The organism is Streptomyces sp. NPDC048612, from assembly GCF_043199295.1.
Taxonomy (GTDB): domain Bacteria; phylum Actinomycetota; class Actinomycetes; order Streptomycetales; family Streptomycetaceae; genus Streptomyces.
The window spans coordinates 22134-44416 of the sequence record NZ_JBICVV010000029.1 but is presented as its reverse complement, the minus strand read 5'-3'; the positions used below and the strand labels follow the sequence as shown (position 1 = coordinate 44416).

Annotated in this window: 22 protein-coding genes; 8 read left to right on the top strand and 14 right to left on the bottom strand. The window is 71.9% G+C overall.

Annotation, left to right across the window (positions count from 1 at the left end):
* Positions 1–2: 2 nt before the first annotated feature.
* The 5 genes from ACGFN2_RS31715 to hemL all read right to left on the bottom strand — a co-directional run bounded on the left by ACGFN2_RS31715 (position 3) and on the right by hemL (position 4876).
* Positions 3–764 carry a cytochrome c biogenesis protein CcdA gene (locus tag ACGFN2_RS31715; RefSeq protein WP_362609132.1) on the bottom strand — a complete coding sequence of 254 codons (762 nt, stop codon included), beginning with the start codon at positions 762–764 and terminating at the stop codon, positions 3–5.
* A gap of 4 nt (positions 765–768) precedes the next feature.
* Positions 769–1383 carry a TlpA disulfide reductase family protein gene (locus ACGFN2_RS31710; RefSeq protein WP_362609131.1) on the bottom strand — a complete coding sequence of 205 codons (615 nt, stop codon included), beginning with the start codon at positions 1381–1383 and terminating at the stop codon, positions 769–771.
* Positions 1384–1461: 78 nt separating this feature from the next.
* Positions 1462–2685: a hypothetical protein gene (locus ACGFN2_RS31705; RefSeq protein ID WP_362609130.1), complete on the bottom strand. Its 1224-nt coding sequence runs from the start codon at positions 2683–2685 to the stop codon at positions 1462–1464.
* A 145-nt stretch (positions 2686–2830) separates the two neighbouring features.
* Positions 2831–3511 carry a histidine phosphatase family protein gene (locus tag ACGFN2_RS31700; RefSeq protein ID WP_362609128.1) on the bottom strand — a complete coding sequence of 227 codons (681 nt, stop codon included), beginning with the start codon at positions 3509–3511 and terminating at the stop codon, positions 2831–2833.
* A gap of 57 nt (positions 3512–3568) precedes the next feature.
* Positions 3569–4876, bottom strand: a complete 1308-nt coding sequence (hemL, locus tag ACGFN2_RS31695) for a glutamate-1-semialdehyde 2,1-aminomutase (protein WP_362609127.1) — start codon at positions 4874–4876, stop codon at positions 3569–3571.
* A 325-nt stretch (positions 4877–5201) separates the two neighbouring features.
* On the opposite strand from hemL, the gene ACGFN2_RS31690 reads away from it, so the two are divergent.
* A complete protein-coding gene (locus tag ACGFN2_RS31690; protein WP_362609153.1) occupies positions 5202–5798 on the top strand; it encodes a hypothetical protein in 597 nt (198 codons plus the stop codon).
* A gap of 49 nt (positions 5799–5847) precedes the next feature.
* Here ACGFN2_RS31690 and ACGFN2_RS31685 read toward each other — a convergent pair whose 3' ends face one another.
* The 4 genes from ACGFN2_RS31685 to ACGFN2_RS31670 form a co-directional block, all read right to left on the bottom strand.
* Positions 5848–6714 carry an SDR family NAD(P)-dependent oxidoreductase gene (locus ACGFN2_RS31685; RefSeq protein ID WP_393366107.1) on the bottom strand — a complete coding sequence of 289 codons (867 nt, stop codon included), beginning with the start codon at positions 6712–6714 and terminating at the stop codon, positions 5848–5850.
* Positions 6687–7202 (bottom strand): cupin domain-containing protein, encoded by a 516-nt coding sequence (locus tag ACGFN2_RS31680; RefSeq protein ID WP_362609123.1) that lies wholly within the window; start codon positions 7200–7202, stop codon positions 6687–6689. The genes ACGFN2_RS31685 and ACGFN2_RS31680 overlap by 28 nt, the downstream gene beginning before the upstream one ends.
* Before the next feature lie 178 nt (positions 7203–7380).
* A complete protein-coding gene (locus tag ACGFN2_RS31675) occupies positions 7381–7536 on the bottom strand; it encodes a hypothetical protein (RefSeq protein WP_393366104.1) in 156 nt (51 codons plus the stop codon).
* A gap of 70 nt (positions 7537–7606) precedes the next feature.
* Entirely contained in the window at positions 7607–8257 is a 651-nt protein-coding gene (locus ACGFN2_RS31670; RefSeq protein ID WP_362609121.1) for a TetR family transcriptional regulator, read from the bottom strand.
* 122 nt (positions 8258–8379) lie between these two features.
* Between ACGFN2_RS31670 and ACGFN2_RS31665 the strand changes: the two genes are divergently transcribed.
* A complete protein-coding gene (locus ACGFN2_RS31665) occupies positions 8380–9993 on the top strand; it encodes an FAD-dependent monooxygenase (RefSeq protein WP_393366102.1) in 1614 nt (537 codons plus the stop codon).
* Here the strand turns inward: ACGFN2_RS31665 and ACGFN2_RS31660 are convergent.
* Positions 9950–10690, bottom strand: a complete 741-nt coding sequence (locus ACGFN2_RS31660; RefSeq protein WP_393366100.1) for an AAA family ATPase — start codon at positions 10688–10690, stop codon at positions 9950–9952. The two genes, ACGFN2_RS31665 and ACGFN2_RS31660, sit on opposite strands and share 44 nt — an antisense overlap.
* Before the next feature lie 124 nt (positions 10691–10814).
* Here ACGFN2_RS31660 and ACGFN2_RS31655 point away from each other — a divergent pair, with 124 nt between their 5' ends.
* Both ACGFN2_RS31655 and ACGFN2_RS31650 read left to right on the top strand, forming a co-directional pair.
* Complete coding sequence (locus ACGFN2_RS31655) at positions 10815–11150, top strand: YnfA family protein (protein ID WP_362609117.1); 336 nt, start codon at positions 10815–10817, stop codon at positions 11148–11150.
* A gap of 77 nt (positions 11151–11227) precedes the next feature.
* Positions 11228–11986 carry an SDR family oxidoreductase gene (locus ACGFN2_RS31650; protein ID WP_362609115.1) on the top strand — a complete coding sequence of 253 codons (759 nt, stop codon included), beginning with the start codon at positions 11228–11230 and terminating at the stop codon, positions 11984–11986.
* A gap of 51 nt (positions 11987–12037) precedes the next feature.
* On the opposite strand, the gene ACGFN2_RS31645 is transcribed toward ACGFN2_RS31650, so the two are convergent.
* The gene (locus tag ACGFN2_RS31645) at positions 12038–13513 is read right to left on the bottom strand and encodes an APC family permease (RefSeq protein WP_393366097.1); all 1476 of its coding nucleotides are present in this window, start codon (positions 13511–13513) and stop codon (positions 12038–12040) included.
* A gap of 266 nt (positions 13514–13779) precedes the next feature.
* Here ACGFN2_RS31645 and ACGFN2_RS31640 point away from each other — a divergent pair, with 266 nt between their 5' ends.
* Positions 13780–15408, top strand: coding sequence for an alpha/beta hydrolase (locus tag ACGFN2_RS31640; protein ID WP_393366095.1), 1629 nt, complete (start codon positions 13780–13782; stop codon positions 15406–15408).
* Between the two features lie 28 nt (positions 15409–15436).
* On the opposite strand, the gene ACGFN2_RS31635 is transcribed toward ACGFN2_RS31640, so the two are convergent.
* On the bottom strand, positions 15437–16630 hold the full coding sequence (locus tag ACGFN2_RS31635; protein ID WP_362609110.1) for an RtcB family protein: 1194 nt from the start codon (positions 16628–16630) through the stop codon (positions 15437–15439).
* Positions 16631–16792: 162 nt separating this feature from the next.
* On the opposite strand from ACGFN2_RS31635, the gene ACGFN2_RS31630 reads away from it, so the two are divergent.
* The 3 genes from ACGFN2_RS31630 to ACGFN2_RS31620 all read left to right on the top strand — a co-directional run bounded on the left by ACGFN2_RS31630 (position 16793) and on the right by ACGFN2_RS31620 (position 20132).
* Positions 16793–17713 (top strand): hypothetical protein, encoded by a 921-nt coding sequence (locus ACGFN2_RS31630; RefSeq protein WP_393366093.1) that lies wholly within the window; start codon positions 16793–16795, stop codon positions 17711–17713.
* Positions 17714–17947: 234 nt separating this feature from the next.
* Positions 17948–18658: a DUF3558 domain-containing protein gene (locus tag ACGFN2_RS31625; RefSeq protein ID WP_362609107.1), complete on the top strand. Its 711-nt coding sequence runs from the start codon at positions 17948–17950 to the stop codon at positions 18656–18658.
* Between the two features lie 211 nt (positions 18659–18869).
* Complete coding sequence (locus ACGFN2_RS31620) at positions 18870–20132, top strand: DUF2637 domain-containing protein (RefSeq protein ID WP_393366091.1); 1263 nt, start codon at positions 18870–18872, stop codon at positions 20130–20132.
* 54 nt (positions 20133–20186) lie between these two features.
* On the opposite strand, the gene ACGFN2_RS31615 is transcribed toward ACGFN2_RS31620, so the two are convergent.
* Both ACGFN2_RS31615 and lysS read right to left on the bottom strand, forming a co-directional pair.
* On the bottom strand, positions 20187–20402 hold the full coding sequence (locus ACGFN2_RS31615; protein ID WP_362609105.1) for a hypothetical protein: 216 nt from the start codon (positions 20400–20402) through the stop codon (positions 20187–20189).
* A 123-nt stretch (positions 20403–20525) separates the two neighbouring features.
* Positions 20526–22274 (bottom strand): lysine--tRNA ligase, encoded by a 1749-nt coding sequence (lysS, locus tag ACGFN2_RS31610; protein ID WP_362609104.1) that lies wholly within the window; start codon positions 22272–22274, stop codon positions 20526–20528.
* Positions 22275–22283: the final 9 nt, after the last annotated feature.

The window sequence follows — 22283 nt, the reverse complement described above, 5'->3', positions numbered from 1 at the left end:
AATCAGATCCCAACGGTGGTGCTTTGCGTCCAGGCCTGCACCTCGGACATCAGACTGTCCCAGACGCCGGTGACCAGGAGGATGCCGAGCGCGATCATCATGCCGCCGCCGAGCCGCATGACCAGCAGATAGTGCCGCTTGACCCAGCCGAAGGCGCCGAGCACCCGGCGGAAGGCCAGCGCGACCGCGATGAACGGCAGGCCCAGGCCCAGGCAGTACGCCACGGTGAGCAGGGCGCCGCGGACGGCGCTGGCATCGTAGAACGTGAGGGTGCTGACGGCGGCGAAGGTGGGGCTCAGGCAGGGCGTCCAGCCGACGCCGAAGAGCACGCCGAGCACCGGGGCGCCGGCCAGCCCCATGGCGGGCTTCTTGTGGAAGCGGAACTCGCGCTGCCCGAAGTTCTTGAGGACCCCGGCGAAGGCCAGCCCGAGCACGATCATCAGGACGCCGAGGACGCGCGAGATGACGTCCCGGTACTCCTGGAGGTCCCGGCCGACGAAGCCGAAGAGCGCGCCGCCGGAGACGAAGACGGCGGTGAAGCCGAGGACGAAGAGTCCGGCGCCGGCCAGCATCCGGCCGCGCCTGGCCTCGCCGAGGTCGGTGCCGGTGACGCCGGTGACGTACGACATGTAGCCGGGCACCAGCGGCAGGACGCAGGGCGAGAAGAACGAGACGAGCCCGGCGAGGAGCGCGATGGGGGCGGCGGCGAGGAGGGTGCCGTTGAGGACGGTCTGGTTCTCCGCGGCGGCGGCGAGCAGGGTCACGTGATCACTTCTCGGCGATCAGCGGGTCGACCATCTTGCGCAGGTCGTCCTCCGCGAGCGGGCCGATCGAGCGTGCGGCGATCTTGCCGTGCCGGTCGATGGCGATCGTGGAGGGGATGGACTGCGGGTTGAGGCTGCCCTTGGGGAAGCGCAGCATCAGCCGTCCGGTGGGGTCGAAGAGGCTCGGGTAGGGCACCTTGTGCTCTTCCTCGAAGCTGGTGGCCTGCGACTTCTCGGAGTCGCGGGTGTTGATCCCGAGGAACTGGACGCCCTTGTCCTTGGTCTCGTTCGCGACCTTGGAGAAGTTCGGTGCCTCGGCGATGCAGGGGCCGCACCATGATCCCCAGACGTTGAGGATGACGACCTTGCCCTTGTAGTCGGCGACGTCGAGCTGCTTGCCGGTGGTGGTCTCACCGGAGAGCTCGGGCGCCGGTTGCCGCTCGGCCTTCCTGACGGTGTCGACCCCGTTCTTGCCCTGGACGAACCGGGTCTGGGCCGAGCCGCCGGAAGCGCCGTCGCCGCAGGCGCTCAGCGTCAGCGCGGCGACCGCGGCGCCCGCGGTGAGCAGGGTGACGCGACGGCGGCTCGCAAGGCGGCGTGGGGCGCGGCAGGCACTCATGTGAAAAGTTTCGCATGGGCGTATTCCGGATCTTCCACACCCCCCTTCGCCGGCCGGACCGTCCCGCGGCGGTGCTTGTCAGGCCGCTGTCAGGTACGCCTTCCAGCCGCCGGCGGGCCGCTGCCCGACGGGGATGCGCTGGAGCTTGTGCAGCACCTCCGGGTCCTGTGCGTCGATCCAGTCGGTGAACTGCCGGAACGACACCAGACGGACATCCCGGGTCTGCTCATTGGCGATGTGCTTGATCGCGTCCTCGACGGCGTCCATATAGATGCCGCCGTTCCACTGCTCGAAGTGGTTTCCGACGAAGAAGGGGGCCCGGTTGGTCTCGTAGGCGCGGCGGAATCCGGAGATGTAGGCGTCGGTGGCCTGCTGCCGCCAGCCCGGGTAGTTGACCGGCGGGGCCTTCGTCGAATTCTTCGACTGATTGGCGAGGATGTTGTAGTCCATCGAGAGGACCTCGAAAGAGTGGCCCGGGAACGGGATCTGCTGGAGCGGGAAGTCCCAGAGGCCCATTTTCTTCTTCGGCCACATCTGCACACCGCCGGGTGAACTGGCGTCGTAGCGCCAGCCGATTTCCCTGGCGGTGGGCAGCAGATTCCGCTGCCCGAGGAGGCACGGCGTCCGGCTGCCGACCAGTTCCTTCCGGTAGTCGAAGGGCAGCGGGTCCATATCGGTGAATCCGGTGTGGGTACGCCACCGGGTGACGAAGGCCACCGCCTGGTCGATCTCGGACTGCCACTCCTCCGGGGTCCAGTGCCGGACGGCGCCGGTGCCGGAGCAGAAGTGCCCGTTGAAGTGGGTGCCGATCTCGTGGCCGTCCAGCCAGGCCTCCCGCACGTACTTCAGCGTCTCCCTGATGTGGTCGTCACTGAGGTAGCCGATGTCGGAGGCGCCCCGCGGGTTGTTCGGCGGCTCGTAGAGGTGCCGCTGGGATTCGGGGAGGAGGTACACCCCGGAGAGGAAGAAGGTCATGGCCGCGCCGTGGTCCCTGGCGAGCTTGAGAAAGCGAGGGAAGAGGCCGTTGCCGACCTCTCCCGCGCCGTCCCAGGAAAACACCACGAACTGTGGCGGGGTCTGACCGGGCTCCAGCCGTTCGGGGGATTTCGGCTGGTGCGGCTGGGCTCCGGAATGGGCTGTCGAACCGTCACCGATGAGCTGGGGGCGGGCCTGAACGGCGTTCTTCACACGCTGTTTGTTGGCCCCCGTGTCCGAGTCCGACGAGGAGCAGCCGGCGACGACCGGCGCCGCGGCCGCGCCGACTCCCATACTCAGCAGGTTTCGCCGACTGATCGCGCGCATTCCCTCGTCCCCTCGTGCTCGCCGAACTCAATATCCATATAAACGGACAACCGAGTGGAGGGCATGTCGAGCGTCGGGGACTCCGGGTCAGTCGCTCAGGTATTTCATTCCGCGGGCTTTTGACGTTGCGCCATGTGATGCAGCGTCAGGCACCGAATGCCTTGGCCTTTCCCTTGACGGGTTTGGCGCCCGCCAGAAGATGGGAGGGAACCAGGTCGCGCGCCGGTTCGCTGTACCCCACCGAAATGATCTTGTCGCCCTGGAAGGTGAACGACGTCAGCGAGGCCAGCGTGCACTGCCGCTTCCGCGGGTCGTGCCACAGCCGCCGCCGCTCCGCGAAGCTGCGCACGATCCAGATCGGCAGCTGGTGGCTGACCGCCACCGCCTCGTGGCCCCGCGCGGCGTCGCGCGCCGCGCCGAGCGCCGCCATCATCCGGACGACCTGCTCGATGTACGGCTCGCCCCAGGACGGCCGGAACGGGTTCGTCAGGTACCGCCAGTTCCCCGGCTTCTTCAGCGCGCCGTCGCCGACCCCGAAGGTCTTGCCCTCGAAGACGTTGCCCGCCTCGATCAGCCGGTCGTCGCTGGCCAGGTCCAGCCCGTGCGCGCCGGCGACCGGCGCCGCGGTCTCCTGCGCGCGCTCCAGCGGCGAGGCGACGACATGGGTGATGTCGCGCTCCGCGAGATGCTCCGCCACCCGGTCGGCCATCTTCCGGCCGAGGTCGGAGAGGTGGTAGCCGGGTCGGCGGCCGTAGAGCACGCCGTCGGGGTTGTGCACCTCGCCGTGCCGCATCAGATGCACGACGGTGATGTCTTCGCTGCTCATGTCACCCATTCATTCAGTCGTCTCAAGCGGTCGCCCGGCGCGTGCGCCGGAGCCGTGTCAGGCCGTCGCGGCGGCCGCGGCGCGCGCGGCGGCCGGCAGTGCGGCGGCGATCCGCTCGACGGCCGCCGTGTCGTGCGCGGTCGAGACGAACCACGACTCGAAGGCGGACGGCGGGAGGTAGACGCCCTGCGCCAGCATCGAGTGGAAGAAGGCGGTGAAGCGGAACAGCTCCTGCTTCTTGGCCGAGTCGTAGTCGGTCACCTCGGCGTCCGTGAAGAAGACCGTGAACATGTTGCCCGCGGCCTGCAGGCGGTGCGCCACGCCCTCCTTCGCCAGCGCGGCGGTGACCAGGCCCCGCAGCTCCGCCGAGACCGCGTCGAGCCGCTCGTACGCGGCGTCGTCCAGCAGCCGCAGCTGCGCGACACCGGCGGCGGTGGCGATCGGGTTCCCGGACAGGGTGCCCGCCTGGTAGACCGGGCCGGCCGGGGCGAGATGCGCCATGACGTCCGCGCGGCCACCGAAGGCCGCCGCCGGGAAGCCGCCGCCCATGACCTTCCCGAAGGTCATCAGATCGGGACGTACCCCATCGATCCCGTACCAGCCGGACTTGCTGACGCGGAAGCCGGTCATCACCTCGTCGGAGATGTAGAGCGCGCCGTTCGCGGAGCAGAGGTCCTTCAGGCCCTGGTTGAAGCCCGGCAGCGGCGGCACCACGCCCATGTTGCCCGGCGACGCCTCCGTGATCACGCAGGCGATCTCGCCCGGGTGCGCGGCGAACGCGGCCCGCACCGCCTCCAGGTCGTTGTACGGCAGCACGAGCGTGTCGCCGGCCTGCGCGCCGGTGACGCCCGGCGTGTCGGGCAGACCGAGGGTCGCCACGCCCGACCCGGCCGCGGCCAGCAGCGCGTCCACGTGCCCGTGGTAGCAGCCGGCGAACTTGACGACCTTCGGGCGGCCGGTGAAGCCGCGGGCCAGCCGGATCGCCGACATCGTCGCCTCGGTGCCGCTGGAGACCAGCCGCACCTGCTCGACCGGCTCGACCCGGGCCACGATCTCCTCGGCCAGCTCGACCTCACCGGCCCCCGGCGTACCGAAGGACGTACCGCGTGCGACGGCCTCCTGGACCGCGGCGATGACCTCGGGGTGCGAGTGGCCGAGGATCATCGGTCCCCACGAGCACACGAGGTCGACGTATTCACGGCCGTCGGCGTCGGTGAGGTACGGACCGGTACCGGACACCATGAACCGGGGCGTACCGCCCACCGCGCGGAACGCCCGCACCGGTGAATTGACGCCGCCCGGCGTCACGGCGGACGCACGGTCGAACAGCGACTGCGAAACAGGGGCTTCATAGGGAAAAGACACGGCGATCCTGACCTGCATGAACGGAGGGAGGGCGGCGGCGCGCGGACGCGGCCCGGCTGACATCGGTGCGGGAATCCCCTCGCGGTACGCCTTCAGGCGCCGCTCGGTTCATTCTCGATCCTTTTTTGATTCCTCTCGCTTTCGACCGGGCGTCAGCCCCCACTCGTCTGCGAAACTGTGGAGACGTACGAGTAAGTCACGCAAGCAATGGTCTCAGAGGCGCACGGGGGCGTGCGGCCGGGCGTTTCACACGCCGGTGACGGGGGAGGTCTCTGAGACGATGATCGGGTTGCGCGGCTGGGGCTGCGAGTGGTCGGGTGGAGATATGCATCGCGGTGGCGAACTGGGCGAGGGAACCAATGACCGGGGTCCCGAGCGCGCCCAGCGCGGCCGTCACCGGCGCGAGGACACCGCGGGCGAGCGGACCACGCGCGAGGACACCACGGGCGACAGGACCACGGGCGGGGAAATCAGAGGCGGCCGCATGGGGGTGACGTACAGGTACTTCGGCGCGCCCAACGGCGCGACCGCGGCCCGGGTACCGGTCTCCATGCGCCCCGAGGAGCTCGGCGGTGACGAGCTCGGCATGGGCGGCATGTTCAGCAAGATCAAGCCGGAGACGATGGCCGCCATGGTCCTCACCGGTATAGAGGGCATACCGCTCCATAAGGTTCCGCCGCTGGAGCTTGTCGTCCTCCACCCCGACTACGCCGTCGTCAAGCTCCCCATGACCGTGGTCGATCCGCTGCGCGGGGTCGGCGAGGAGTCGGTCGGCGCGGCCGCCTTCATCTGGTCCACGGTCCCCGACCGCGGCGGCCCGCGGGACGCCTTCGGCGTCTACCAGCTGCTGCACGAGTGGCAGGACTTCAGCCACCGGCTGCACGAGGCGGGGCACCAGGCGTACTGCCTGGTCTGGCCGTAACGGTTCAGCGCGGGCGCGGCGCCTGCCCAGGAGGGCGGCGCCGGGCCCCTCACCACGTGGGGCGCGCCGAGACGCCGCCGTCCACGACCAGATCGTGCCCGGTGATCCAGGCCGCCATCGGCGAGGCGAGGAAGACACAGGCGTCGCCCACGTCCTGCGGTGTGCCCAACCGCCCGGTGGGGACCGCCGCCTGCCAGCGCTGCACCCCCTCCGGCCAGTCCTCCGCCAGGCCGGGCCGGCCGATCAGGCCCGGCGAGACGCTGTTGACACGGATGCCGTCCGGGCCGTATTCGAGTGCCGCGGCGCGGGCGTGCATCACCACCGCCGCCTTCGACGCGCAGTAGTGGGCGTGCGACGGCGCCGGGCGGTCCGCCTCGATCGAGGCGATATGGGTCACCGATCCGCCGCCGGCCGCCCGCATCACGGCCGCCGCGGCCTGGGTGCAGGCGAAGACGCTGTGCACGTTCGGGTCCGCCACCGCCCGCCAGTCGGCGAGCGACATCGCCGCCAGCTCCTGGGTCGGCTGCACGCCCGCGTTGTTCACCAGCGCGGTGAGCCGGCCGCGCCAGCCGGCCGCCTCCGTCACCAGCCGGTGGCACTCCTCCTCCACGGCCAGGTCCGCCTGGAGCGCCAGCGCGCTCCCGCCGTCCGCCGCGATCCGCGCGACCAGCTCCCGCGCGGCGTCGGCGCCCGTGCGGTAGTGCGCCACGACGGCGGCGCCCGCGGCGGCGAACCGCAGCGCGATACCGCGGCCGAGGACGCCGGCGGCGCCGGTGACGAGAACGACCTGGCCCCGGAGGTCGGGGAGGGCGGAGTGGTTGCTGGCCTCGGCCGGGGTGTGGCCCGCCGGGGTGGCGCCAGTCGGGGTGTCTCCGGCCGGGGTGTCGGTCACGGCCGGCTCAGGGCGGTGATCCACTCTGCCTCCTCGGGGAAGCGCGCGGCCAATGCGGCGCCGTCCCCGTGCTCGTAGTCCTCGAAGGTGAAACCGGGCGCCATCGTGCAGCCGAAGAGCGCCCAGGAGCCGCCGTCGGCGACCTCGGCCGCCATCCACGTCCCGGCCGGGACCGTGAACTGGACGTGCTGCCCGTCCAGCACGTCCGGCCCGAGGACCACCGTCCGGGACGTGCCCCCGCCGGAGTCCTCCCGGAGGAGGTGGAGGGTGAGCGGATCGCCCCGGTAGAAGTGCCAGATCTCGTCGGACGGCAGCCGGTGCACGGCGGAGAAGTCGCCCGGTTCGGCGGTCAGCAGCATCACGATCGCCGTCCCCTCGGGCCGCCCGTCGGGGCGCTCGGGGCCCTCCCAGGTGGAGCGGTACCGCCCGCCCTCACGGGGCAGCGGCACCAGCCCGTAGAACTCGGCCAGTGCCTCGGGGAGGCGGTCACGGGCGGTGCGGTGCTCTTCCATCTGCGGGCTGCCTCCGCCTCGTTGCACGACTGCCGGTGGCTTCACCCTAGGCACGAAGTCCGGGCGGCGCGCTCTTCATCCAGCCATGTCCGGGCGGCGGCCGACGCCCCGTCAGCCGTCCGCTTCAGCAGGCCTCCCGTGCGGGGCGCGGCCCGTCTCCGTCAGCAGCGCCTCCAGGTCACCGGCGCCGGGCGGTCCGGGGTGTGGCCGAAATCCACGTCCTTCTTCGCGGCCGGCGACCGGAGGCGACGACCGCCTGGAAGAGGTGGTCGAGCAGCGCCCGTACGTCGTACTCGGCGCAGGGCGTCGCCCACCCCAGCTGGTCGTCACGCACCGCGCGCACTACCGGGAGCGCCGCCCCGGCCGCCGCGTCGCGCAGCGTGGGTGGGGGTAGCGGGCGCCGCTCAGGGGTGTTCGGCCGTCAGATAGCGCTGGACGGTGGGTGCCAGCCAGGCGATGACCTCGTCGTGGCTGAGGCCGACGGCCGGCGGGAGGTGCAGCACGTAGCGGCACAGCGCCATGCCGAGTATCTGGGAGGCGATCAGCGCGGCGCGGGTCGGCGCTTCCTCGGGGACCGGGCAGACCGCGGCGAGGACCGGCTTGATCTGCTCGGCGAACACCCCGCGCATGCGCTCGGCGCCCGCCTCGTTGGTGACGCCGACCCGCATCATCGCGGTCAGCGTCTCGTCGCACTCCCAGCGCTCCAGGAAATGGCGTACGAGCCGGGCGCCCGCCTCGTCGCGCGGGTGGTGGGAAAGGTCCGGGGCGTGCACCTCGATCTCGGAGGCGGCCGCGAAGAGGCCGGCCTTGTTGCCGTAGTAGCGCATCACCATCGACGGGTCGATCGCGGCGTCCCTGGCGATGGCGCGGATGGTGGCGCGCTCGTAGCCGTCCGCGGCGAAGCGGTCCCTGGCGGCGGCGAGGATCGCGGCCCGGGTCGCGGCGGAGCGGCGGGGGCGGGCGGGGTCGGCCGCGCCACCCGGCGCGGGGGCGTCAGTCGGGGCGGCGGGGGCGGTTCCCGGCCCGGCGTCCATGGAGGGGGCGTGTTCGGCCATGCCCACAACAGTAGGCCAACGCTTGTTGACATGCCAGACCTGACCGCCCTACGCTTGCCAACAAGCGTTGACCAACATGCGTTGACCTGCTGTTGCGAGCACTGCCACTGGAGGCGGAGACCATGGATGCCATGAACCGCAAGACCGGCCCGGACGACGCGACCGGGGCCGAGGAGACCCGCGCGGTACGCGACACGGACGTCCTCGTCGTGGGCGCCGGCCCGACCGGCCTGCTGCTCGCCGGAGACCTGGCCGAGGCAGGGCTGGGAGTCACCCTCCTGGAGCGCCGCCCCGCCAAGATCAGCAACCTCACCCGCGCCCTCGTCGTGCACGCCCGCACCCTGGAGCAGCTCGACGCCCGCGGCCTCGCCGACGAGCTGATCGCCGGCGGCCATCCGGTCACCGGCCTCCGCCTCTTCGGCCGGGCCACCATCGACCCGACCCGGCTCCGCTCCCGCTTCCCCTTCGTCCTGGTCACGCCCCAGTACGAGGTCGAGCGGCTGCTGGAGCGCCGGGCCCGGCGGGCCGGTGTCACCTTCCGGCACGACGCCGAGGTGCTCGGCCTCGACCAGGACGCCGAGGGGGTGACGGTGCGCTTCCGGACCGCCGAGGGCCTCGGCACCGTCCGCGCCGCCTATGCGGTCGGCACCGACGGCGTCCGCAGCACCGTCCGGGAGGCGGTCGGCCTGCCGTTCCCCGGCAAGTCCGTGATCCGGTCCCTGGTCCTCGCCGATGTCCGGCTGGCCCAGAAGCCCGAGTCACCCCTCACCCTCCAGGCCAACGGCGACGCGTTCGCGCTGATCGCCTCGTTCGGCGGCGGCTGGTACCGCGTCATCGGCTGGAACCGCCACCGCCAGGCCGACGACGACGCGCCCGCCGGCCTCGACGAGATCCGCGAGCTGACCCGGCTCGCCCTCGGCAGTGACTACGGGATGCACGACGCCCGCTGGGTCTCCCGCTTCCACAGCGACGAGCGCCAGGTTCCCGACTACCGCGTCGGCCGTGTCTTCCTCGCCGGTGACGCCGCACATGTGCACTCCCCCGCCGGCGCCCTGGGCATGAACACCGGCCTGCAGGACGCCGCCAACCTCAGCTGGAAACTGGCCGCGGTGCTCCGGGGCCGCGCCGCCGACAGCCTGCTGGACAGCTATCAGACCGAGCGCCACCCGGTGGGCCGGCAGGCCCTGCGCAGCAGCGGCGCCCTCATCCGGATCGCCCTGCTGCACAGCGCCCCCGGACTGGCCGTCCGCTCGTTCGCCGCCCAGCTCGTCAACCATCTGCCGCCGCTGTCCCGCCGGGCGGTCCGCACGATCTCCGGTCTCGGCATCGCCTATCCGGCCGGGCCCGGCGCCCACCCCCTCGCGGGCCACCGCGCCCCCGACATCCACCTGGCGGGCGGCGGGCGCCTCTACGAACTCCTCCGCCGGGGCCGGTTCGTCCTCATCACCCCCGCCGACGAGCCGGGCCTCGCGCCGACGGCGGCGAACGGCGGGGACTCCTCACGCCCCGCCGAGGCAGGTGTGGTGACAGCCTCCTGGCGGAGCGCCCGCCGCACCGTCCTGCTGGTGCGCCCCGACGGCTATATCGCCTGGGCCACCGACGCCACCGCCCCCGCCGCGCGCGCCGCGGCGCTGCGGAACGCGCTCGCCCACTGGACCGGTGCCGAGGACGCCGCTGCCATAGCCACCGCCCTCACCCCGCCAGCACATGCCGCAGATATGACCGCGGGTCGCTGAGATAGCGCCGCCAGTGGTCGACCAGCCCCAGCTCCGCCCACTCCACCCGCCGCATCCCGTGCTCGCCGACCTCGACGATCTCGGCGCCGGGCAGCGCCGTCAGCAGCGGGGAGTGGGTGGCGCAGATGATCTGCGCGCCGCTGCTCCCCAACTCGTCCATCAGGCCCACCAGTTCCAGGCAGGAGGAGAAGGACAGGGCCGCCTCCGGCTCGTCCATCACATACAGGCCGCGCTGCGCGAACCGCTCCCGGAAGGCCATCAGAAAGCCCTCGCCATGGCTCATGTCGTCCGGGGACCGCGACAGCTTCAGCGCGCTCCGCTCCCGGTTCAGCGCCTCCATCGCCGTCTCGGCCCGGAGGAAGAACCCCCGCCGGCGGACCCGCGGCCCGCGCACCATCCGGCGCCCCTCGTGCGTCGGGTCGAACCGCATCAGCCCGCCGAGCAGGGAGGCCTCCCGTGAGCCGGCGTACTTGTATCCGGCCGAACCCCCGTAGGAATCCAGCCCGAAACCCTCCGCCAGCGCCTCGGCCAGGGTCGACTTCCCCGAGCCGTTCTCCCCCACCAGGAACGTGACCGGGGCGCCGAAGGCCAGTCCCTCCTCCGCCAGCTGGCGCACACACGGCACCGTCCAGGGCCAGCCGTCCTCGGCCCTCCCCGACCCCTCCGGAACGTCCACGTAAGCCCGTTCGATCAGCATGCCCCCGAAGCTCTCACACCCCACTGACAGCCACCCCGCCCACGAGCCCACCCCGCTACAAGCCACCCACCAACCACCGGCCCGCCCACCCCGGCCCCCGCCCCCCGCTCCGTACGCTGTGCCCATGCTCATCGCCCGCTCCGTCGCGCTGTTCGTCGTCGCCGCCCTCTTCGAGATCGGTGGCGCCTGGCTGGTCTGGCAGGGCGTCCGCGAGCACAAGGGCTGGGCCTGGATCGGCGCCGGAGTACTGGCGCTCGGTGTCTACGGCTTCGTCGCCACGCTCCAGCCGGACGCCGCGTTCGGCCGCATCCTCGCCGCGTACGGCGGTGTCTTCGTCGCCGGATCGCTGGCCTGGGGCATGGTCGCCGACGGCTACCGCCCCGACCGCTGGGACGTGATCGGCGCGCTGGTCTGCCTGGCCGGCGTGGCAGTGATCATGTACGCCCCCAGGGGACGTTGACCGGCCTGCATATCCTGGCGGCGGACCGTCCTTCCCGGCTCGTGACGAGCAGGGGCCCCATCGCCCGAGGAGACCGCATGACCGCCGAGGCCCGTACCGCCGTCGTCACCGGAGCGAGCAGTGGCATCGGCGCCGCCACCGCGCGAGCGCTGGCCGCGGCCGGCTACCACGTGGTGCTCACCGCCCGCCGCAAGGACCGCATCGAGGCGCTCGCCGCCGAGCTGCCGGATGCCGAGGCCTACGCCCTCGATGTCACCGACCGCGCGGCCGTGGACGCCTTCGCGGCCGAGCTCGGCCGCCTCCCCTCCATCGACGTCCTGGTCAACAACGCCGGGGGCGCGCTCGGCGCGGAGCCGGTCGCCACCGGTGACCCCGCCGACTGGCGGACCATGTACGAGGTCAATGTGCTGGGCGTGCTCCATGTGACCCAGGCACTGCTGCCCGCGCTCACCGCCTCCGGCGACGGCACCGTCGTCGTGCTCTCCTCCACCGCGGGTCACGGCACCTACGAGGGCGGCGGCGGTTATGTCGCGGCCAAGCACGGTGCGCATGTCATCGCCGAGACCCTCCGCCTGGAGCTGTGCGGCGAGCCGGTGCGCGTCATCGAGGTCGCCCCGGGCATGGTCAAGACCGACGAGTTCGCCACTACCCGCTTCCGCGGCGACACCACCAAGGCCGCCAAGGTCTACGAGGGCGTCGACCAGCCGCTCACCGCGGACGACGTCGCCGACACCATCACCTGGGCGATCACCCGCCCCTCCCATGTCAATGTCGACCTGCTGGTGGTCCGCCCCCGCGCCCAGGCCTCCAACTCCAAGGTCCACCGGCGCGGTTGAGCCACCCGGCGGGGCGGCCCCGGCCGGGGCCCCGCCGGTGCCGCCCCGGCCTCAGTGCTTGAACGCGGCCGCCTCGCCCGGCTCGCTCTCCAGTGCCGCACGGTCGAACCACAGCATGAGGAGGAAGAACAGCCCGCCCGCGAGGAGCAGGCCGACCACGATCACCACGGAGACCAGCGCCTCCCGGGGCGCCACCAGCACGAACAGCGCGAACAGCGTCCACACCAGCGCACAGATCGCGACCGGCAGTTCGAAGCGCCCGAGGTCGAACGCGCCCTTCCGGCGGTCCAGCCCCCGGCGGACCGCCAGGTAGAGCACGATCGTCGAGCCGTAGATGAGGGCCGGGAGGATCGTCGACGCGGTGATCAGCTCCAGCAGTGCGGCCCCCGGCAGCGCGACCATCAGGACGACCCCGAGGGCGAAGATCAGGACCGTGGCCGGGACCGGGGTCCGGGTGCGCGGGCTGACCCGCCGCATCAGCCGGTGCGCGGGGAAGCGGGCGTCGCGGGACATCGCGAAGATCATCCGCGAGCAGGCGACCATCACCACCATCCCGGCGCCGAAGAAGGCGAAGGAGATCGCGACCAGCAGCGTCCGCTCCACCACCGGACCGAGGTGATCACGCATGATCGCGGCGACCGGTGAGCCGCTGGCGCTGATCCGGGGGATGTCGTCGATCGCGACGGTGAGCGCGAGCAGGAACAGCATGCCCAGCACCCCGGCCGCCACGACCGATCCCACGATGGCGCGCGGGACGCTGCGATGGGGGTCCTTGGCCTCCTCGGCCAGGTTCGCGGCGGAGTCGAAGCCGACGAGCGTGGCCAGGCCCATGATCATCGCGAGCATCAGCCCGCCGCCGACACCGAAGTAGTGGGGGGCGTGCGCGGCGACACCGCGCGAGGTGAGGTTGCCGGCCGCGCCGTCACCGGTGACCACCACGGCGATGGTGAGCGCGAGCACCAGGACCACGACGAGGACCAGTTCGACCCCGACCGCGGCCGAGTTGATCAGGCTGACGAGGCGCGTCGAGGCCACGGCGAGCACGGCCTGCAGGAACAGCACGATCAGGGTGATCAGCCGCGCGGTGTCCTCGTCCGGCGCGAGGCCGACGAGCGGCATGAAGGCCTGGCTGGCCAGCGCGTTGTCGACGGCCAGCACGGCGATCGCCAGATAGCAGAAGGTCAGCCAGCCGAACCCCCAGCCGACCTTCGGGTTGGCCAGCCGGGAGGCCCACTGGTAGGAGGACCCGCTGAGCGGGATACGGGCCGCGAGCTGCGCGACCACCAGCGCCACCAGGATCTGGCCCACCGTCGCGATGACCCACAGCCAGATCCCGACCGGCCCCGCGTTCTGCAGCACATCGTCGTAGGTCGAGAAGATGCCGACCGCCACCGAGATGAACGCGAACGAGATCGCGAACACCTGGAAGGGGCCGAGCGTCCGCTTCAGCTCCTGCCGGTAGCCGCCGAGTTCGACGGAACCGTCGCCGTTCTGTCCGCCCGTCGGCGCGTCCGCCACCTCGGTCACCTCACCCTTCCTCAGCCCCCGTACGGCTCCGCACGCCGCGACAGACCCCGACCAGCGCCCCATTCTGGCCGGTTATGTCGCGTTTCCCGCGGAGGTGACACGGCGTGCGCCCGGCCGCCGCCCCCTCGGCCCGGGTGGCGGCCGCTCGGCCATTCGGCCGCGGCCGGCTCGCGCACCGGGCCGGACCCGGGTGTCGTGGACACCGGATGCGTGCCGGCGTCCCGCACCTGGGCGGCATCGGACGCTCAGCCGTGGAGGGACGAGGCATGCTCATATCCGGGCCGATAACGGGCCGCAGGCGTCGCGCCGCGGCCGTCGCCGCCGTGCTGACCTGCTCGGCGGTACTGACCGGGCCGGACCCGGCCGCGGCCGGCGGCCCGCCGTCACCATCGGCGGGCGCCCCGCGGCTGGAGTGGCGCCCCTGCGTCCGGGGCAGCGCCTTCGACTGCGCCAGCGCGCGAGTACCGCTGGACTACCGGAACCCCCGCGGCCGCACCATCGAGCTGGCCGTCATCAAGCGGCCCGCGACCGACCCCCGGCGGCGCATCGGCACCCTCTTCTTCAACCCCGGCGGCCCCGGCGGGCCCGGCACCGTGCAGATGCCGCAGCTCTACCCGCTCTTCCCGCGCGAGGTGCGCGAGCGGTTCGACATCGTCAGCTGGGACCCGCGCGGGATCGGCAGCAGCACCGCCGTGAACTGCTTCGCGACACCCGGGGAAGCCAGGGCCTGGGTGACCGGCAAACCGGCCGGCTTCCCGGTGGACGCGCGGCAGCGGGCGTCCTGGATCGCCGCGTACCGGGATCTGGGCCGGCGCTGTGAACGGCGGGACCCCGAGCTGCTGCGCCATGTGTCGACCGCCGACACCGCCCGCGACCTCGACCTGCTCCGGCAGGCAGTGGGCGAACCGCAGCTCAGCTACCTCGGGATCTCGTACGGCACGTTCCTGGGCGCCACCTACGCCAACCTGTTCCCCGGCCGGGTCCACGCGATGGTCCTCGACAGCAGCATCGACCCGCAGGCCTGGACGAACCACGCCTCCTCCGCCGCGCCCCGGCTCACGACCTTCCTCCGTATGGGCGCGGACCTCGGGGCGGCCGCCACCCTGGACCAGTTCCTCACCAAGTGCGGCGCGACCACCACCGCCCGCTGCGCCTTCTCGGCCGGCGGCCCGAAGGCGACCCGGGACAAGTTCGACCAGCTGCTGCGGCGGCTCCGGGAGCACCCCGTGGGCACCTGGACCTACGGCCGGACCGTCGGTGACGTCGTGAACGGCCTCTACCACCTCCACCCCGGCTGGACGAACCTCGCCGAACGGCTGCAGGCCCTGTGGCAGGGCCGGATTCCGGCGCCGTCCCCGCTCCCGGCCGCGCCGCCGGTCCCGTACCCGAACCCGTATCTGGGCGACGAGCAGGCCGCCGCGGTGTTCTGCAGCGACAGCCCCAATCCGGGTGACCCCGGCGTCTACCACGCGCTGGAGGACTTCAGCGCCCGGCGGGCGGGCGAGGCCGGACGCTTCTGGACCTGGGCCGCGGAGCCCTGTGCCACCTGGCCGGCGCTCGCCGCCAACTCCTACCGCGGCCCGTGGAACCGGCCGACGGCACACCCCGTCCTGGTGGTCGGCACCACCTACGACCCCGCCACCCCCTACTCGGGCGCCCAGGCCCTGGCCGGGGAACTGGCCCACGCCCGCCTGCTCACCCACCACGGGTACGGGCACACCGCGCTGACCAACCCCAGCAGCTGCGTCAACGCCCACGAGAGCCGTTACCTCATCGACGGCACCCTCCCGCCGCCCGGAACGGCCTGCCGGCAGGACACGCCCCCCTTCGCCGCGCCCAGGCCGAGCGGCGGCGTCGCCACCGGCGGCGGCGCGACGGCGGGCCGCCGCCCCTGAGCCGGCGCTTCACGGGCCGGGCGCCGCCTCAGCCCTTCACGCAGATGACCTGCTTGAGCTTGGCGACGACCTCGACCAGGTCCCGCTGCTGATCGATGACCTTCTCGATCGGCTTGTAGGCACCCGGGATCTCGTCCACCACACCGGAGTCCTTACGGCACTCCACACCCCGCGTCTGCTCCTCCAGATCCCGGGTGGAGAACCGCTTCTTCGCGGCGTTCCGGCTCATCTTCCGGCCGGCGCCGTGCGAGGCGGAGTTGAAGGACGCGGCGTTGCCCAGGCCCTTGACGATGTACGAACCGGTGCCCATCGAGCCCGGGATGATCCCGTACTCCCCGCTGCCCGCCCGGATCGCACCCTTACGGGTCACCAGCAGGTCCATGCCGTCGTAGCGTTCCTCCGCCACATAGTTGTGGTGGCAGGAGATCACCTCGTCGAAGGTCACCCGGGCCTTCTTGAACTCCCTGCGGACGACGTCCTGGAAGAGGGCCATCATCACGGCGCGGTTGTGGCGCGCGTACTCCTGCGCCCAGAACAGGTCGTTGCGGTACGCCGCCATCGGCGGGGTGTCCGCGATGAAGACGGCGAGATCCCGGTCGACCAGGCCCTGGTTGTGCGGCAGCTTCTGGGCCTGGCCCATGTGGTGCTCGGCCAGCTCCTTGCCGATGTTGCGGGAGCCGGAGTGCAGCATCAGCCACACCACCCCGTCGTCGTCGAGGCAGAACTCGATGAAGTGGTTGCCCGAACCGAGCGACCCCATCTGCTTCGTGGCCCGCTCCTGACGGAACTTGACCGCCTCGGCGACCCCGTCGAACCGCGCCCAGAAGTCGTCCCACCGGGCCGTCGGGAAGCCGTGCAGCCGCCCCGGGTCCACCGGGTCGTCGTGCATCCCCCGGCCCACCGGAATCGCCTGCTCGATCTTCGAGCGCAGCCGGGAGAGGTCGCCGGGCAGGTCGTCGGCGGTGAGCGAGGTGCGGACCGCGCTCATCCCGCAGCCGATGTCGACCCCGACGGCCGCCGGGCAGACCGCGCCGCGCATGGCGATCACCGAGCCGACCGTGGCGCCCTTCCCGTAGTGGACGTCCGGCATCACGGCCAGGCCCTTGATCCACGGCAGGGTGGCGACATTGCGCAGCTGCTGCATCGCGACGCCCTCGACCGTGGCGGGGTCCGTCCACATCCGGATCGGTACCTGGGCACCCGGTACCTCGACGTACGACATAACTCCCTCATTCCCCCGAATTCATGAAAAACGCAAAAGCCGGACAAACTACCGGATCTTGGACGGCGGACCGGCGTGCGCGGCAAGACGTGCGATAGACATTGTGTCCATCGGCCGCCGACCGGCGGCAACCGCATTTCGTAGGGGAAGGAGCCGCGAACGATGCCACGCAAGCCGTTCGTACCCGGTGCCGCACTGGTGGTGGCCGCGGCACTGGCCGCCGGCCTCACCGCCTGCACCGGCGGCTCCGGCTCCGACGGCGAGGACGGTGACGCCAAGAGCGGCGGCACCAGCACGTCGAGCCAGGCCGCCGAACCGGGCCGCTACCAGACCCTCCCCGAGGCCTGCGGGCTGCCCGCCCGCGGCACCCTCCGCGACCTGCTGCCCGGCGACGGCCAGCAGCTCTCCCGCACCGACGCCAAGAAGATCTACGGCGGCCAGCCGGACATCACCTACGACACCGACCGCCGCGTCGGCTGCCGCTGGACCCGCGAGACCACCGCGGGCACCCGCCACCTGGGCCTCGACATCCAGCGCGTGGTGTCGTACGACGCCGCGGTCAGCGATGACGACAAGGCGCAGGGGATCTACGACAGCAAGGAGCTGGACGCCCAGATCCCGCCCGGCGGCGCGGGCTCCGCCTCGCCCGGCAGCCCGAGCCCGTCCGCCTCGAAGGGCGGCAAGGGCAAGGAGCAGGGCAAGGGAACCACCACGAACAGCGCGCCGGACGCCAAGGGCGAGAAGGGGGAGGCGGCGGCCTCCGGGAGCCCTTCGGCGGCCTCCAGCCCCAGTGGCGACGCCGGCGCGGACCCCACTGCGGACCCCAGCGCGGGCCTGGGCGACTCCACCGCCCCGCGCGTCCTGGACGACCTCGGGGACGCGGCCTTCCTCAATGACAAATTGGTCACAGCGGACTCCGGCGTGCACCGCGACGTCACTGTGGTCTTCCGCACGTCGAACGTCATCGTGACGCTCACCTACGACCAGTGGTCCACGGACAAGGCGAAGCTGCCGGACAGCCAGGAACTGCAGGACAAGGCCCGTTCGCTGGCCGGTGAGCTGTCCGACAGCCTCAGCGAATAGCCCGGATTAGACGCATTGCCCGAATTGGCAAGTACGAGGAAATGCGCCAGGTTTGGGCATTGCGCTCATCCGCCGGAACCGGTCACCCGCTCGCCGCGCCGCGTACCGTGCCCCCTAAGGGCCTGCCCGGGGATCGTCCACAGGCCCTGACCCTGCCCGTACGGGAGGAAAGGCGGAACCCCGCCACGGCCGTGCGCCCGCGCCGGCCTGACGACGACGAACAGCGAAGGAACCATGCACCGTTCAGCCAAGCGCCTCGCCAGCCTTCTCACCTGCGCAGCAGTACCGGTGCTGCTCGTCGCCGGCTGCTCCGGCTCGGACAGCGACAGCTCCGGTGACGCCTCCGCCTCCACCGCCTCCAGCGGCTCCGCCAAGCCCAAGCCGAGCGTCGCGCCGGCGAAGTTCAAGAAGCTGCCGAACCCGTGCTCGGCGTTCTCCAAGGACAGCGTCAAGAAGATGCTGCCCAAGGCGAAGGACGACGCCGGCGAGCGGGGCACCTCCACGGACAACTCCGCCCACGGCACCTGCTCCTGGAGCAGCTCCGACGAGAACGGGGTCGACGGCACGCAGTTCCGCTGGCTCGACATCGGCTACCAGCGCTACGACTCCGACCCGGGCGTCGGCTCCGGTGAGAAGCGCGCCACGGACTTCTACACCAAGCAGGTCACCGACGCCAAGGACACCAAGGGCGCCAAGAAGCTGACGGCCGTGAAGACCTCCGGCACCGGCGACGAGGCGACCGCGATCACCTACGACGTGAAGAAGGAGGACAACGACTTCAAGAACACCACGATCGTCGCCCGCACCTCCAACATCGTCGTCACGATCAACTACAACGGTGCCGGCCTGGCGGGCGCCGACTCCCCCAAGAGCGCCGACCTGCTCAAGAAGGCCCAGGCCGCCGCCAAGGAAGCCGTCAGCGCCGCCACCAAGACCAACGGCTGACCCCGGCCTCCCCCTCCCGTGCCCCCGGCCCCGGCCGGGGGCACCTCCCGTCCGGGGCCGGGCCCCTGGCCGCCCCCTCGACGTGAAGCACCCCGGCCCGCCACCGGCCGGAACCTCATCGTGACCCGGCCCCCTCCGTACCGGCACACGCCCTCCCGTACGCGTGTGCCAGGCTGTCGCTCGCAACAGACCGACTAAGAGGGGTTCTCGGGTGGCCGCGCCACTGAAGCTGACACGCACACACCGGATACTCATCGGGGTGGTCATCACCGGCGCGGTGGTCATCGCCGGCATCGGCTTCGCCGGCTCCTACGCGGCCGTGCGGGAACTGGCCGTCAGGAAGGGCTTCGGCAGCTTCGCCTACTTCTTCCCCATCGGCATCGACGCGGGCATCTGTGTCCTGCTCGCCCTGGATCTGCTGCTGACCTGGATACGCATGCCGTTCCCGCTGCTGCGGCAGGCGGCGTGGCTGCTGACGGTGGCGACGGTGGCGTTCAACGCCGCCGTGGCCTCCGATCCCCTGGGCATGGGCATGCACGCCGTCATCCCGGTGCTGTTCGTCGTCACCGTCGAGGCCGCCCGGCACGCCGTCGGCCGGATCGCCGACATCACGGCGGACAAGCACATGGAGGGTGTGCGCCTCACGCGCTGGCTGCTGTCGCCGGTCCCGACGTTCCTGTTGTGGCGGCGGATGAAGCTGTGGGAGCTGCGGTCGTACGACGCGGTGATCAAGCTGGAGCAGGAACGGCTCGTGTACCAGGCACGTCTGCGTTCGCGCTTCGGGCGGGGCTGGCGTCGTAAGGCTCCCGTGGAGTCCCTGATGCCGCTGCGGCTCGCGCGGTACGGGGTGCCGCTGGCGGAGACCGCTCCCGCGGGGCTCGCCGCGGCGGGCATCGAACCGCAGGTGACGCCGGCGCCGCGGCAGTCCGTGACACCCGCCCTGGAGCCCAGGCCCCAGGAGCCCAGGCCCCAGGAGCCGAGGGCCGAGGAGCCGGAGTCCCAGGAGCCCGCCGCGGAGCTGCCGAGCCAGTGGTTCGCTGCGCCGCAGCAGGTGGCGTATCAGGGTGACTACGACCCGGCGTACGTCCCGGAGCAGGAGCAGCAGCTCGCGTACGACGAGCACCAGCAGGCGCCGGCGCCCGAGCAGGGCCCGGTGCCCGCGCCGCGCGCGCCGGAGCCCGGGCCGCAGGTCCCGGTGCCGACCGGGGCGGGTGGCACGCGCCCGCTCGGCAAGGGCACCCCCGACGCGGACCCGCAGCCCGCCCAGGCACCGGTCACGGCCCCGACCGACGAGGAGCTGTACCAGGTGTTCCGGCACTCGATAGAGGGCGAAGGCATGCCCACACCGGGCGCGTTCGCGGCGAACCTGCAGGCGCAGTACGGGGTGCGCCTCCAGTCGCGGGACCTGAACCGCTGCATGGACCAGTTCAGCGACCGCCTCAACGCGGAGATGATGGACGAGCACATCGCGTGACCCGCACACCGGGGGCCGGACACCTCCCGTAGGGGACCGGCCCCGGCAACGCCCCTACACCGCCCCGGAGTTCGCCCGCTGCTGCTTGCGCTTCTTGGCCGTGTCGCCCCAGACGGCGAGCGCCGCACCGGCCGCGAAGAGGCCGACGTAGGCGGGGGACGGCAGGTGGAACCAGTGCGGCAGCAGCCCCCAGGCGCCGTCGAAGAAGACCTGCCCGAGGAAGCCCATCGCGCCCTGGATCATGATGATGAAGCCGATTAACCCTCTCATGGCTTCAGCCTGAAGCGTTCGGCCCCGGGAATCCTCGTCCCCGGGGCCGAACCCTGCTCCTCCCTCAGGCGGAGGCCGCACCGGGGTGTCTACGACTCCCCGGCAGCGGCACCGCGCGGCGCGTCATCCGCCGAGCAGCTTGCGCACCCGGCCGGCGCCGACGGCCAGCAGCAGGGTGGGCAGCCGCGGCCCGGTGTCCCGGCCGACCAGCAGGTTGTAGAGCAGGGCGAAGAACGCGCGCTGGGCGACCTTCAGCTCCGGGGTCGGCTTGGCGTCCGGCTCCAGACCGGCCTGGACCTTCGGCACGCCGTAGACCAGCGTGGTCAGACCGTCCAGCGACCAGTGCGTGTCGAGGCCTTCGAGCAGCAGCCGCAGCGAGCCGCGGGCCTGTTCGTCGAGGGTGCCGAGCAGCTCCTCGTCGGGCTCCTCGCGGACGATGGTGCGCTGCTCGGCCGGGACCTGGGTGGCGATCCAGTGCTCGGCCTTGCCGAGCCGCGGCCGGGTCTCGTCCAGCGAGGTGACGGGGTTGTCCGGGTCCAGTTCGCTCAGAATCCGCAGCGTCTGCTCGTCGTGGCCGGCCGTGATGTCCGCGACCGAGGCGAGGGTGCGGTACGGCAGCGGGCGCGGCGTACGGGGCAGCTCACCGGCGGCGGTGCGGACGGCGCGGGAGTACGCGGCGGCGTCGGCCGGCAGCACCGTGCCGTCCGCGACCTTCGCCTCCAGCTTGTCCCACTCGTCGTAGAGCCGCTGGATCTCCTGGTCGAAGGCGATCTTGAAGGACTGGTTGGGCTTGCGGCGCGCGTACAGCCAGCGCAGCAGTGGCGCCTCCATGATCTTCAGCGCGTCGCCCGGGGTCGGGACCCCGCCGCGCGAGGAGGACATCTTGGCCATCCCGCTGATGCCGACGAAGGCGTACATCGGGCCGATGGGCTGGTCGCCGCCGAAGATCTTGCGGACGATCTGGCCGCCGACGACGAACGACGAGCCGGGCGAGGAGTGGTCGACACCGGACGGCTCGAAGATCACGCCCTCGTAGGCCCAGCGCATCGGCCAGTCGACCTTCCAGACCAGCTTGCCGCGGTTGAACTCGCTCAGCCGGACCGTCTCGCCGAACCCGCACTCGGTGCAGGTGTAGGCCAGCTCGGTGGTCTCGTCGTCGTACGAGGTGACCGTGGTGAGGTCCTTCGCGCACTGTCCGCAGTACGGCTTGTACGGGAAGTAGCCCGCCGAGCCGCTGCTGCCGTCGTCCTCGCCGGCCGCGCCGGAGCCCTCGGCGGCCTCCAGTTCGGCCTCGTCGACCGGCTTCTGCGACTTCTTGGCGGGCGCCTTCTTCGTGCGGTACTGGGCGAGGATCGCGTCGATCTCCGCGCGGTGCTTCATCGCGTGCAGGACCTGCTCGCGGTAGACACCGGAGGTGTACTGCTCGGTCTGGCTGATGCCGTCGTACTCGACGCCCAGCTCGGTGAGCGCCTCGCTCATCGCGGCCTTGAAGTGCTCGGCCCAGTTCGGGTACGCCGAGCCGGCCGGTGCCGGTACGGAGGTCAGCGGCTTGCCGATGTGCTCGGCCCAGGACTCGTCGACGCCCGCGACGCCGGCCGGGACCTTGCGGTAGCGGTCGTAGTCGTCCCAGGAGATGAGGTGGCGGACCTCGTACCCGCGGCGGCGGACCTCGTCGGCGACCAGGTGCGGGGTCATGACCTCGCGGAGGTTTCCCAGGTGGATCGGGCCCGACGGGCTCAGGCCCGAGGCGCAGACGACCACCGGTGCGGAGGCACCTGATGTCACTTTGCCCGGGGCGCGGCGCTCCGCCTCGGCAATGACCTCGTCCGCGAACCTGGAGACCCAGTCGGTCTCGGTGCTCTGCTGAGCCACGATCGGCCC